The 12,339-nt window shown below is 50.0% G+C and carries 12 protein-coding genes; 7 read left to right on the forward strand and 5 right to left on the reverse strand.

The genetic code is table 11. The features are described 5' to 3' along the window. Positions 1 to 71 precede the first annotated feature (71 nt). Complete coding sequence (locus tag AC07P6_RS19920; RefSeq protein ID WP_434659430.1) at positions 72 to 485, reverse strand: CoA-binding protein; 414 nt, start codon at positions 483 to 485, stop codon at positions 72 to 74. 155 nt (positions 486 to 640) lie between these two features. On the opposite strand from AC07P6_RS19920, the gene mgsA reads away from it, so the two are divergent. Beyond that, complete coding sequence (mgsA, locus tag AC07P6_RS19925; protein WP_112214596.1) at positions 641 to 1,099, forward strand: methylglyoxal synthase; 459 nt, start codon at positions 641 to 643, stop codon at positions 1,097 to 1,099. 28 nt (positions 1,100 to 1,127) lie between these two features. Here the strand turns inward: mgsA and helD are convergent, their stop codons facing one another. Beyond that, positions 1,128 to 3,182: a DNA helicase IV gene (gene helD, locus AC07P6_RS19930; RefSeq protein WP_182237679.1), complete on the reverse strand. Its 2,055-nt coding sequence runs from the start codon at positions 3,180 to 3,182 to the stop codon at positions 1,128 to 1,130. A gap of 122 nt (positions 3,183 to 3,304) precedes the next feature. On the opposite strand from helD, the gene AC07P6_RS19935 reads away from it, so the two are divergent. Beyond that, positions 3,305 to 3,751 carry a YccF domain-containing protein gene (locus AC07P6_RS19935; RefSeq protein ID WP_110275078.1) on the forward strand — a complete coding sequence of 149 codons (447 nt, stop codon included), beginning with the start codon at positions 3,305 to 3,307 and terminating at the stop codon, positions 3,749 to 3,751. Positions 3,752 to 3,768: 17 nt separating this feature from the next. Beyond that, the gene (yccS, locus tag AC07P6_RS19940) at positions 3,769 to 5,904 is read left to right on the forward strand and encodes a YccS family putative transporter (protein WP_304257746.1); all 2,136 of its coding nucleotides are present in this window, start codon (positions 3,769 to 3,771) and stop codon (positions 5,902 to 5,904) included. Here the strand turns inward: yccS and AC07P6_RS19945 are convergent. Beyond that, on the reverse strand, positions 5,892 to 6,515 hold the full coding sequence (locus AC07P6_RS19945; RefSeq protein ID WP_478314359.1) for a TfoX/Sxy family DNA transformation protein: 624 nt from the start codon (positions 6,513 to 6,515) through the stop codon (positions 5,892 to 5,894). The two genes, yccS and AC07P6_RS19945, sit on opposite strands and share 13 nt — an antisense overlap. 472 nt (positions 6,516 to 6,987) lie before the next feature. On the opposite strand from AC07P6_RS19945, the gene sulA reads away from it, so the two are divergent. Then, positions 6,988 to 7,497 carry an SOS-induced cell division inhibitor SulA gene (gene sulA, locus AC07P6_RS19950; RefSeq protein ID WP_434659436.1) on the forward strand — a complete coding sequence of 170 codons (510 nt, stop codon included), beginning with the start codon at positions 6,988 to 6,990 and terminating at the stop codon, positions 7,495 to 7,497. A gap of 353 nt (positions 7,498 to 7,850) precedes the next feature. Then, positions 7,851 to 8,921, forward strand: coding sequence for a porin OmpA (ompA, locus tag AC07P6_RS19955; protein WP_182237673.1), 1,071 nt, complete (start codon positions 7,851 to 7,853; stop codon positions 8,919 to 8,921). Between the two features lie 114 nt (positions 8,922 to 9,035). On the opposite strand, the gene matP is transcribed toward ompA, so the two are convergent. Continuing rightward, positions 9,036 to 9,488 (reverse strand): macrodomain Ter protein MatP, encoded by a 453-nt coding sequence (matP, locus tag AC07P6_RS19960; protein ID WP_110275084.1) that lies wholly within the window; start codon positions 9,486 to 9,488, stop codon positions 9,036 to 9,038. A 185-nt stretch (positions 9,489 to 9,673) separates the two neighbouring features. Here matP and AC07P6_RS19965 point away from each other — a divergent pair, with 185 nt between their 5' ends. Further along, positions 9,674 to 11,431: an AAA family ATPase gene (locus AC07P6_RS19965; protein WP_478314361.1), complete on the forward strand. Its 1,758-nt coding sequence runs from the start codon at positions 9,674 to 9,676 to the stop codon at positions 11,429 to 11,431. A gap of 69 nt (positions 11,432 to 11,500) precedes the next feature. Continuing rightward, positions 11,501 to 12,019, forward strand: coding sequence for a bifunctional 3-hydroxydecanoyl-ACP dehydratase/trans-2-decenoyl-ACP isomerase (fabA, locus tag AC07P6_RS19970; protein ID WP_100685616.1), 519 nt, complete (start codon positions 11,501 to 11,503; stop codon positions 12,017 to 12,019). A gap of 65 nt (positions 12,020 to 12,084) precedes the next feature. Here the strand turns inward: fabA and rmf are convergent, their stop codons facing one another. Beyond that, entirely contained in the window at positions 12,085 to 12,252 is a 168-nt protein-coding gene (gene rmf / locus AC07P6_RS19975) for a ribosome modulation factor (protein WP_110275088.1), read from the reverse strand. Positions 12,253 to 12,339 lie beyond the last annotated feature (87 nt).

Raw genomic sequence — 12,339 nt, forward strand, 5'->3', positions numbered from 1 at the left:
ATTAGAGGCATCACCAACTCGGTCAACCGTTCCTTAACTGCTCAGCATTGCCGTCTTGCGCGGCTTTGGATTTATCTGGCTAATCCTAGTCGTGGGATCTCAATTGCCGGACAGCGATCCATCACCACATTAAGCCCGGCATCACGCGCCAGAACCGCGGCCTGCTCATTTATAACGCCCAACTGCAACCACAGCGTTTTCGCCCCAATAGCCACGGTCTCCTGCGCAACGCCCCACGCCGCTTCCGAATTGCGGAAAACATCGACCATGTCTACTTTTTCCGGCACATCGGCAAGCGTTGCATATCCTTTTTGCCCCAGCAGCGTAGTGCCCGCAACCTTGGGGGAAACTGGGATGACGTGGTACCCCTGCTCCAGAAGATATTTCATCACCCGGTAGCTTGGACGGTCAGGTTTGTCACTCGCGCCCACCAGCGCAATGGTCCGAGTCGAGGTTAGAATTCCTGCGATATCGTTCTCTTTCATTTTCATCCTCCTGCTATTTAGCCCAAGTGTATGCTAATCCGGCTGAACCAGCCATCCACTCTAACCTACAGATACATCAAATTTTTTCACCCTGGCGCTTGCAGCAGCAGCCACTTCCAGTAATCTGTCTGCAGGCCAAAATGTGGAATGAAATAATGGAACTGACAATACGTACATTACCCGCGCGCAAACATATCGCGCTGGTTGCTCACGATCACTGTAAAGATATGCTGATGAAATGGGTTGGGCGCCACCAGCAACTGCTGGCTCAACATACGCTATCAGCAACCGGCACGACCGGTAACCTCGTCGCCCGCGCAACCGGGCTTGAGGTTCAGGCACTTCTGAGTGGTCCAATGGGCGGCGACCAGCAGGTGGGCGCACTGATTTCGGAAGGTAAGATAGATGTGCTAATTTTCTTCTGGGACCCGCTGAATGCGGTGCCGCACGACCCGGATGTTAAAGCCCTATTACGTCTGGCAACGGTATGGAACATCCCGGTCGCTACCAATGCTTCTACCGCTGACTTTATTATTCAGTCTCCACACTTCAGCGATCCTGTTGATATTCTGATCCCGGATTATCAGCGCTATCTCGCCGATCGTCTGAAATAAACCGCGCTGGCGGCCAGGCCGCCAGTTGTTATGGTTTTCTCGCTATTGGTACATCCAGCGCCTCTAACATTTCGACAAACGGTGAAGGTTGTTGTTTGTTAAATAGCAGCCAAACGCGTAAACGAGCACGCGTGATTGCGACGTACAGCAAACGTCGTTCTTCGGCATCAGGAAAATCTTCCGGTTGCGGTAACAATGCCTGCTCCATTATCGATTCACGCGCCGGTGCCGGAAATGCATCATCCCCATCCTGGAGCCCCAAAACAATAACGTAATCCGCCTGTTGCCCTTTGCTGGCATGGATAGTCATAAAATCAAGCTGCAGGTGCGGCCAGCGTGTTGCGGCTTTCTCCAACGCCGTAGGTTTCAAATGATGGTAACGGGCCAGCAGCAAAATTCGCTGTTCGCGTTTGACATAACCGCTCAGTTTATCCAGCAACTCGTCGAGTTTGTCCTCGGCCAATAATGTCACTGCCTTTTTATCCCCTGCGACCAGGCTATTTAACGGTTTGGTTAACTGGTGTGGATTTTGCTGAATAAACTCGTTGGCTACTTCGCCTATCCGGCCATTAAAGCGGTAGGTGGTATCCAGCGCGCAACAGTCACCTTCACCAAAATAGTGATTAAAGGCCGTCGTCAGGGAAAGTTGAGCGCCGCTGAAACGATAGATAGCCTGCCAGTCATCGCCGACGGCAAATAGCGTGGTCTGCGTATTTTGCCGACGCAACGCTGCCAACAATGATGCACGCTGCGGAGAGATATCCTGAAACTCATCAACCAAAATATGTTTCCATGGACTGACAAACCGCCCTTTATCAAGAATATTAATCGCCTGATGAATCAGGCCGGAAAAATCGACGGCATTCTCATCTTTTAACGCCGTTTTCCACGCTTTGAGCAACGGTGCCATCAGCTTGACCCGTTTGCCAAAGAGATCGCGCACCTCTTCCGGCGCCCCCGCAATCATCTCGGCCTGCGATCCTCCGTGCATTCGCATCAAGCTGACCCAACGGTCGAGGCGACTCGCCACCCGACGCTGGAGCTTTTTGTCCTGCCAGAAATCCCCTTCCGGAATCTGCCAGTCCATCTCCTCTTCCAGCCACAACCGCCAACCTTTCGCCTGCGCTTTTTTCTCCTGACACTGCTGCTGCCAGCTCTGCACTAATAGCTTTTGTCGGGTAGCGGTATCGCTTTCCAGCTTACTGATCGTTGGCACTTTTTTACTGCCTTGCTGAATAATATGCAGGGCCAGGGAGTGAAAAGTACGAGCGGATATCTCTTCTGTGCTCAAACGCTCACGGATACGTTCATCCATCTCCTGTGCCGCCTGGCGACCAAATGCCAGCAGCAGGATCTGGTCGGCTGCGGCTTCGCCACGCGTCAGTAACCAGCCCGCACGCGCCACCAAAACGGAGGTCTTACCGCTTCCGGCACCGGCCAGAACTAATAACGATCGCTCACCGTTCACCACCGCACGGGCTTGCGCCGGGTTCAGTGGTGATGATTCCACGCTCGCAAAAAAGCCACGGTACTGTTCCAGCATCGATTCAGTAAATGCCTGATTATGAGCGAGCCTGGCCTTTTCCGTATCACTCAGCCAGCCCAGGCACTGCCGCCACAGTTCACGGCAGTTATCGAAAGCCTCAAGGCGACCAGTCGGCATAGGTAATCCACTTAGCGCACTTCGGATTTTACTCTGAATATCAGTCACCTGCTGGCGAGTTAGCCATTTACCCTCAGCGCTTGAACGCGCCACTTCTGCCAACTGCTGGCGAAGTAGATCGGCAGCAATGTCGCTCATTTCCGCGCTCCACTGCTGCCAGAGAGTATTCAGATGATGATAAAAACGCTGCGTGTCGTTCCATTCGGTGCCATGCAAACGCACAACTTTATCATCTGGCAGGACAAATTCCAGTTCGCCCCATACCAATCCGCGCTTGCAATGAACCGACAATAACTGATTGAAAGGTATAAGATACTCATGGCTGTCGCCGGAAACCTTTACTCCGGCATTGAGGAGTTGCACCCTGTCATAAGGATGCTGCGCCATGCGTTTGCCTAATGTTGTCGCTTTAAGTTCCATATAATGTCGAATTTCAATCAGGTTGGTTGTTTTTAAGTTTAACCGCCAGTGGCCGAGTGCTCCAGCGTAAAAAACGCTACAATGGGCGAGTCTTATTATCCACAGGATTAAACAGAGGGTTTATGCGTACCATTCTGAATATTTTAAACTTTATCCTTGGCGGTTTCGCCACCACGCTCGGCTGGCTGCTGGCAACACTGGTGAGTATCATTTTGATCTTTACACTACCGCTCACGCGTTCCTGCTGGGAGATTACCAAGCTCTCTTTGCTGCCATACGGAAATGAAGCGATTCATGTTGATGAACTTGAACCTCAAGGAAAGAATAGCCTGTTGAACGCGGGCGGTACGCTACTGAATATATTATGGTTTATTTTCTTTGGCTGGTGGTTGTGTCTGATGCATATCTTCTGTGGTATTGCACAATGTGTGACCATCATCGGCATCCCGGTCGGTATCGCCAATTTTAAAATCGCCGCAATTGCTTTGTGGCCAGTGGGCCGTCGAGTCGTTTCTGTTGAGACCGCCCGCGCCGCGCGTGAAGCCAATGCCCGTCGCCGCTTTCAGTAATTGGATGGAACAAAGAAATGCTTAGCCCCCTGCTACGCCGCTATACCTGGAACAGCGCCTGGTTATATAACATCAGGATCTTTATCGCACTCTGCGGCACGACTGCATTTCCATGGTGGATTGGTGAAGTAAAACTGACTATTCCCTTAACACTCGGAGTAGTGGCTGCGGCGTTGACTGACCTTGATGACCGCCTGACAGGACGTCTGCGCAATCTGGCCATCACTCTGGTGTGCTTCTTTATCGCTTCGGCATCGGTGGAGCTTCTCTTTCCCTGGCCCTGGCTGTTTGCGATTGGCCTGACCCTCTCCACTATAGGCTTTATTTTGCTCGGTGGATTAGGACAACGCTATGCAACAATCGCCTTTGGTGCTTTATTAATTGCTATCTATACCATGCTGGGCGTAACGCTTTACAGCCATTGGTACCTCCAGCCGTTGTTTTTGTTAGCCGGTGCGGTCTGGTATAACTTACTTACCCTAGCCGGACATCTTATCTTCCCTATCCGCCCTCTTCAGGACAATCTGGCCCGCAGTTACGAGCAGTTGGCTCACTATCTGGAGCTTAAATCGCGGCTGTTTGATCCGGATATCGAAGATGAAAGCCAGGCGCCGCTGTACGATCTGGCAATAGCCAACGGCCAGCTAGTTACCACGCTGAATCAGACCAAAGTCTCTCTGCTGACTCGTCTACGCGGCGATCGCGGCCAGCGCGGTACCCGCCGCACTTTGCAGTATTACTTCGTGGCTCAGGATATTCACGAACGCGCCAGCTCATCGCATATTCAGTACCAAACGTTGCGCGACCACTTTCGCTATAGCGACGTGATGTTTCGCTTTCAGCGTATGTTGTCTATGCAGGCGCAGGCATGCCAAAAACTCTCACGCGCTATCCTGCTACGCGAACCCTATCAACACGATGCCCACTTTGAACGGGCATTTATGCATCTTGATGCCGCACTCGATCGCGTACGGGCTAGCGGAGCACCTACGGAACAGCTTAAGGCGCTCGGCTTTTTGCTCAATAACCTGCGAGCGATAGATGCCCAGTTGGCGACCATTGAATCCGTACAGACTACCGTACAGACCAATAACAATACTGAAAATCTGCTCGCTGACGATCAACCTAACGGTTTTAGCGATATCTGGCTACGTTTGCGCAATAACATGTCACCGGAGTCAGCTCTATTCCGTCACGCGGTTCGGATGTCGTTAGTCCTGTGCGCGGGCTACGCCTTTATTCAGCTTACCGGGCTGAACCACGGCTACTGGATATTGCTGACCAGCCTGTTTGTTTGCCAGCCAAACTACAACGCCACGCGCCACCGGCTGGCATTAAGAATAATCGGTACGCTGGTTGGGGTTGCGATAGGACTCCCGATCCTGCTCCTGGTACCTTCAGTAGAAGGCCAGCTACTTCTGATTGTTCTGACTGGCGTGCTGTTCTTTGCTTTTCGCAACGTACAATACGCCCACGCAACGATGTTTATTACCCTGCTGGTCCTGTTATGCTTTAACCTGCTGGGTGAAGGCTTTGAAGTCGCCTTACCACGTATATTTGACACGTTGATCGGTTGTGCGATCGCCTGGGCAGCCGTAAGTTTTATTTGGCCCGACTGGAAATTTCGCAATTTACCGCGAGTCCTCGAACAGGCAATCAACGCCAACTGCCGATATCTGGATGCCATTCTTGAGCAATATCATCAGGGACGTGACAACCGCCTGGCTTATCGTATCGCACGGCGTGCGGCGCATAACCGAGACGGTGAACTGGCATCAGTAGTCTCAAATTTGTCCACTGAACCCAGAGCTGACTCAGCGATGCGAGAAACCGCATTCCGCTTACTGTGTCTGAACCATACTTTTACCAGCTATATTTCAGCGTTGGGTGCCCATCGGGAAAAACTGACAACACCGGATATTCTGGCGCTGCTGGACGATGCCGTTTGCTATGTTGATGATGCGCTGCACCATACACCCGCTGATGAACTGCGGGTACAGCAAGCTTTGGCAAGCTTGCAGACCCGGATCCAGCACCTTGATCCTCGAGCTGACAGCAAAGAGCCTTTGGTGCTCCAGCAAATTGGATTACTGCTGGCGCTGCTGCCAGAAATATGTCGGCTACAGCGACAGGTCGAGGTTCAACCTGAGTAAGTCTCTATCTCTCGTTGCTGTTCTACCGCCCACTCTTCGAGATCCTGACGCAGTTGCATCGGGAGTGTGGCGGCATGCACGCCATTGATTGCCCCAGCTAACGAATAAAGCACATTGACCGTTAGCGCTTTATTCAATCTTAATAGCCTCAGCCAGGCTTTTTTCGCTCCAATTTCGCGCAACGTTTTTTCATCAGGAATGCCTGAATTAATCAACTGCAGCTCCATATGGAAACTAATATTTGGCAAATTTTTTAATCTCCCTGAGCTTTTCTGCTTTTGCTTTTCATTACGTGCGGTCTGAAATGAAAAAACTGATAGCTGGAAAAGCATATTGCTGTCACGCCAAAGCGCTTCATCTATATGATAATATTTCAGTGCAGCTGGTCGACCATTCTTTCGAATTATCAAAAGAGGGGTTTTATGTTCAACGCGATACTCCGCACTCTGCTCACAAACCCTAAGATAAATTTCCCCCTCAGCAACCATAGCAAAAACGGTATTATCTATCGCCAGACTATAGCCGCCAAATAAAGGCCGACAACTTATTTTTCCTAATGATGACAAGCACTTCCGGAACTGTTGAATCCGTAGACCTGGAAATTTCTTCATGATTATTCCTTTGTTAATCATGTAAATAAAAAATAGTTTCGTTAACGGATCCGCTAATTAAGAAAATAAGTGACTTCTCTTGATGCGGCAAGATGAATTATGTCTTCATTTTAACCAACTTATGTTTTTGCGAGCCGCTTTCAAAAAAATATCGCTCAATGAAGTCAAAATGCCGAAAGGTAAAGTATTTGATAAATATTAATAACAAAAGAAACCAGAATACTTAGCATCGGTAGTACATCCAAAACGGATAACACTCTTACAGGGGAGAAAAATTCACTCAAGTTAAAATGTTTTCAACCATGAATTCACATCATATGCATACCGACATCAAGTCATACTCGCCAATCTGCCGATCTGAAGGGGAAAAATGAAGTACAGATTTCAGTCAACAGAAGAGAAAATGTGGTTGATCTTTTTACCTGTCGCATATACTGTACATACATACAGTAACCCACAGGCGGGATAGACTATGTTTACTTCAGCTCACGCAAATCGTTCACCACTGACTTCTACTTCAGTACGCCGTCACGCTCATGACGCAGTCGAACACCCAACCAATGGGCTGATCAGTGAAATTGTCTATCGCGAAGATCAACCCATGATGACGCAACTATTATTGCTTCCTCTATTACAGCAACTTGGTCAGCAATCGCGCTGGCAGCTGTGGCTAACGCCTCAGCAGAAACTGAGCCGCGAATGGGTACAGTCCTCCGGTTTACCGTTATCAAAGGTGATGCAGATCAGCCAAATGTCGCCCAACAATACGCTGGAATCCATGATCCGCGCACTGCGTACCGGTAATTATAGTGTTGTGATTGGCTGGTTGTCAGATGAACTCACAGTTGAAGAACATGAACGACTGGTTGTCGCTGCGCAAGAGGGTCATGCAATGGGGTTCATCATGCGTCCAGTGAGTAATACTGGTCAGCCAGGCAGACAACTTTCTGGGCTAAAAATTCACTCAAACGTGTATCATTAAATGAATTTAGGATTAATCCTGGAATTTTTTTTGCCCTGGTGGATGGCTTAATTTTTTAATGCCCGTTTTTGTTAAAATGCCTGTCTGATGCGGTCTCGCGACTTTTTTTGCCATATGAAATTCAACCCTACGTTGTTAAACATTGGGTACACAACCCTTTTTTTTCATATGCCTGACGGAGTTCACACTTGTAAGTTTCTAACTAAGTTGTAGACTTTACATCGCCAGGGGTGATCGGCTTTCGCTGCATGTATCAGCATAGTTAACAACAAGTCACGCCCCGGGTGAAGGATTTAACCGTGAGGTCTTTTGTACCTTCATGGCGAATTTTGGATGATAATGAGGCGCAAAAAATGAAAAAGACAGCTATCGCGATTGCAGTGGCACTGGCTGGCTTCGCTACCGTAGCGCAGGCCGCTCCGAAAGATAACACCTGGTATGCAGGTGCTAAACTGGGCTGGTCCCAGTATCACGACACCGGTTTCTACGGTAACGGTTTCAAAGGCAACAACGGTCCGGTTCGTAACGATCAACTGGGTGCTGGCGCGTTTGGTGGCTACCAGGTTAACCCGTACCTCGGCTTCGAAATGGGTTACGACTGGCTGGGCCGTATGGCTTACAAAGGCAGCGTTGATAACGGTGCTTTCAAAGCTCAGGGCGTTCAGCTGACTGCTAAACTGGGTTATCCGATCACTGACGATCTGGATATCTATACCCGTCTGGGTGGTATGGTTTGGCGTGCAGACGCTAAAGGCAACTACGCTTCTAACGGCGTTTCTCGCAGCGAACACGACACTGGCGTTTCCCCAGTATTCGCGGGCGGCTTAGAGTGGGCTGTTACTCGTGACATCGCAACCCGTCTGGAATACCAGTGGGTTAACAACATCGGCGACGCAGGCACCGTTGGTACCCGTCCTGATAACGGCATGCTGAGCTTAGGTGTTTCCTACCGCTTCGGTCAGGAAGATGTTGCTCCGGTTGTAGCTCCGGCCCCGGCCCCGGCTCCTGAAGTGACTACCAAGCACTTCACCCTGAAGTCTGACGTTCTGTTCAACTTCAACAAATCTACCCTGAAACCGGAAGGCCAGCAGGCTCTGGATCAGCTGTACACCCAGCTGAGCAACATGGATCCGAAAGACGGTTCCGCGGTTGTTCTGGGCTACACTGACCGTATCGGTTCTGATGCCTACAACCAGCAGCTGTCTGAGAAACGTGCTCAGTCCGTTGTTGATTACCTGGTGTCTAAAGGTATCCCGTCTAGCAAAATCTCCGCTCGTGGTATGGGTGAATCCAACCCGGTTACTGGCAACACCTGTGACAACGTGAAAGCTCGTGCAGCTCTGATCGACTGCCTGGGTCCAGATCGTCGCGTAGAGATCGAAGTTAAAGGCTACAAAGACGTAGTAACTCAGCCACAGGCTTAAGTTATCGCGTTAATAAAAAACCCCGCTGATGCGGGGTTTTTTTTGTATTAAATTCATGTTTAAAGCAACAAACCAGCGGAATACCAACACTCACTTTAGTTCTTAATTTAATGGCTACTCTTTACCCAGCAACACTTGCAAGTCATGCTTCAAACTGGACATTTTACTAGCATATTTTTCTTTATGTTCAGCATCCTCAATCAGCTGTACGATCGTTTCCGACAGGGTCATACCCCGCCTTTGCGCCAGACCTGCCAGCCGCTGCCAGACCATGAACTCCAGATCGATAGATTTTTTACGAGTATGCTGATGCTCCGCGTTAAAATGTCGCTTGCGACGTGCGCGTATAGTCTGCTTCATACGGTTCGCTAACTCTGGATTCATATGCTGCTCAATCCAGGTATTCACCAGAACAGGTTCATTTTCGAGCGTGAGTAAGACATCGACCGCAGCTTGTGCAGCGCTGGCTTCAATGTAGCGGGTTATCGGTTCACCTTCCCGGCACTTTTTTACCAGATATGTCCATTTCCAACCGCTTTCAAGATTTTCCAGTTGTTGATATTTCATTGCGATCTCAATGTGACCGTGTAACTCTTTTCAGGATATCAGTTTTTTCTTGATCTGCTGAGAATAAATCATCTTTCGTGATGTGGGTAGATTCGTTATCACTGCGACCAACGCAATCACTCGTGTGCTCAGACGCCGCATAATGTATAATCGCGCGTTTTACATCTGACTAAAAAACAGCGACTTTGACCATTACGAAACTTACCCGAAACGACCTCGCTCCTGATACGGAAAGTTATCAGGCGCTGTTTGCACAAGCCGACTTAGCACAAGCAGAAGCATCTCTTTCTGGCGAACTGCAACCCCGCTTATTCTATGCCCTGGAGCAACTTCTGGTGACTCCAGCCATTTCGCCGTTCATGCTGGTTAAAGCACCAGAAGAGCCAGAGTATCTGCAATGGTTGGCGAACGAAACTCGTACTTTACATCAACCATCTGAACCGCTTTATGGCGTACGTTATCAGATTGATGGTGGAAACATCACCAGCATCCCGGCACAAGCCGCAGAAGATAATTTCGCGAGCATCGCGCCGGTTGAAGCCGCCGACTGGGTAGAAGCAGAGCAACTCTTTGGCTGCGTACGCCAGTTTAATGGTGAAATTAGCCTGCAACCAGGTCTGGTTCATCGTGCCAACGGTGGTGTATTGATCATCTCCCTGCGCGCATTGCTGGCTCAGCCCCTGCTGTGGATGCGGCTAAAAAATATGATTGCCCGCCAGCGTTTTGACTGGCTGTCAATCGATGAGTCCCGCCCTCTTCCGGTTAGCATCCCCTCAATGCCGCTCAACCTGAAAGTCATTCTGGTTGGCGAGCGGGAATCACTAGCAGATTTCCAGGAGATGGAACCCGAGCTTTCTGCCCAGGCTATTTACAGCGAATACGAAGACAATTTACAAATTGTCGATGCCGACATCCTGAAACAATGGTGTCAGTGGGTCTGGCAGAACGCACACCAACTCGAACTCCCTGGGTTAGCTGCCGAAACCTGGCCGCTATTGATTCAGGAAGGTGCACGTTACACTGGCGATCAGGCAACCCTACCGCTGTGTTTGCTATGGATTGCGCGCCAGCTTAAGGAGGCGGCGGCCTTCTGTGAAGGTGAAGAGATTAGCGCCGAAGAGATGCAAACCATGCTGGAACGTCGTGAGTGGCGCGAAGGCTATCTCGCGGAGCGGATTCAGGACGAAATCCTGCAAGAGCAAATCCTCATTGAGACCGAAGGCGAATGCATCGGCCAAATCAACGCGCTATCGGTTATTGAATTCCCAGGCCATCCGCGCGCATTCGGCGAACCGTCTCGCATTAGCTGCGTTGTTCACATTGGCGATGGTGAGTTTATTGACGTCGAACGCAAGGCTGAGTTGGGTGGCAATATCCACGCGAAAGGCATGATGATCATGCAGGCGTTTTTGATGGCTGAACTGGAGCTTGATCAACAACTCCCCTTCACCGCCTCGTTAACCTTTGAGCAATCCTACAGTGAAGTGGATGGCGATAGCGCCTCCATGGCTGAACTGTGCGCATTAATCAGTTCGCTGGCCAATGTTCCCATTAACCAGAGTATTGCTATCACCGGCTCTGTCGATCAGTTTGGTCGTGTACAGCCTGTTGGTGGACTCAATGAGAAAATTGAAGGTTTCTTTGCTATATGCCAGCAGCGTGGTTTAACCGGTAAACAGGGCGTCATTATTCCAGCCGCCAACGTCCGTCATCTGAGTTTGGCAAAGGAGCTACAACAAGCCGTTGCTGAGGAACAGTTCTTTATCTGGGCCATTGATGACGTCACTGAAGCATTACCCCTTCTGACCCAACTATTGTGGGATGGAGAAGGACAAACTTTACGGCAAACCATCCAGGAGCGGATTGCACAGGCGACACAGCAAGAAGGTCGCCATCGCTTTCCGTGGCCGCTGCGCTGGTTAGGCGGTTCAGGTTCTAACTGATCGGACTTGTTCAGCGTACACGTGTTAGCTATCCTGCGTCCCGAACTCAAAATAAGGCTTACTGAAAACATGGTAGATAAACGCGAATCCTATACAAAAGAAGATCTTCTTGCCTCTGGCCGTGGTGAACTGTTTGGCGCTAAAGGCCCACAGTTACCAGCGCCAAATATGCTGATGATGGACCGCGTCATCAAGATGACCGAAACCGGTGGTAACTACGATAAAGGTTATGTTGAGGCAGAACTCGATATTAACCCTGACCTGTGGTTCTTCGGTTGCCACTTCATTGGCGATCCGGTTATGCCTGGCTGCCTGGGCCTGGATGCCATGTGGCAACTGGTTGGCTTCTACCTGGGCTGGTTAGGCGGCGAGGGTAAAGGGCGTGCGTTAGGCGTAGGTGAAGTTAAACTCACCGGCCAGGTACTGCCAACGGCTAAGAAAGTGACCTACCGCATTCATTTCAAACGCGTGATAAACCGTCGTTTGATTATGGGCCTGGCGGATGGTGAAGTACTGGTTGACGATCGTCTGATCTACACCGCAACCGATCTGAAAGTGGGTTTATTCCAGGACACCTCTGCGTTCTGATAAAACAGTGACACTTTAAAAGGCGAAGCCCCCGCACAGCGGAGGCTTCATTTTTAAAGAGACAGTCAGGCAATTTGCACCCTGTCCTCCATGGCTTCTCGCCAGCCTCCTAGCCACCAGGACCTTTGATTCAAGGTCTGATAAGGACACATTTCTTTCGATCTTCCGGTAATACCGGCTTGATATCCACGTTGATGTGCCCGTTCCAGGCGATCTCGTTTTTGTCTCTTCATGCCTCGTTTCCCTCATTCTTTGATCTGGTGGAAAAGAAAACAATGGTCACTAAATACGCAACCACGGTTAACGAATACCGCGAATCA

The sequence above is a fragment of the Klebsiella sp. GFKo11 genome (assembly GCF_056490265.1).

What these genes read in the sequence shown, in the direction of transcription:
- AC07P6_RS19920 (WP_434659430.1), bottom strand. Translation starts at nt 485, where the DNA reads ATGAAAGAGAACGATATCGCAGGAATTCTAACCTCGACTCGGACCATT.
- mgsA (WP_112214596.1), top strand. Translation starts at nt 641, where the DNA reads ATGGAACTGACAATACGTACATTACCCGCGCGCAAACATATCGCGCTG.
- helD (WP_182237679.1), bottom strand. Translation starts at nt 3,182, where the DNA reads ATGGAACTTAAAGCGACAACATTAGGCAAACGCATGGCGCAGCATCCT.
- AC07P6_RS19935 (WP_110275078.1), top strand. Translation starts at nt 3,305, where the DNA reads ATGCGTACCATTCTGAATATTTTAAACTTTATCCTTGGCGGTTTCGCC.
- yccS (WP_304257746.1), top strand. Translation starts at nt 3,769, where the DNA reads ATGCTTAGCCCCCTGCTACGCCGCTATACCTGGAACAGCGCCTGGTTA.
- AC07P6_RS19945 (WP_478314359.1), bottom strand. Translation starts at nt 6,515, where the DNA reads ATGAAGAAATTTCCAGGTCTACGGATTCAACAGTTCCGGAAGTGCTTG.
- sulA (WP_434659436.1), top strand. Translation starts at nt 6,988, where the DNA reads ATGTTTACTTCAGCTCACGCAAATCGTTCACCACTGACTTCTACTTCA.
- ompA (WP_182237673.1), top strand. Translation starts at nt 7,851, where the DNA reads ATGAAAAAGACAGCTATCGCGATTGCAGTGGCACTGGCTGGCTTCGCT.
- matP (WP_110275084.1), bottom strand. Translation starts at nt 9,488, where the DNA reads ATGAAATATCAACAACTGGAAAATCTTGAAAGCGGTTGGAAATGGACA.
- fabA (WP_100685616.1), top strand. Translation starts at nt 11,501, where the DNA reads ATGGTAGATAAACGCGAATCCTATACAAAAGAAGATCTTCTTGCCTCT.
- rmf (WP_110275088.1), bottom strand. Translation starts at nt 12,252, where the DNA reads ATGAAGAGACAAAAACGAGATCGCCTGGAACGGGCACATCAACGTGGA.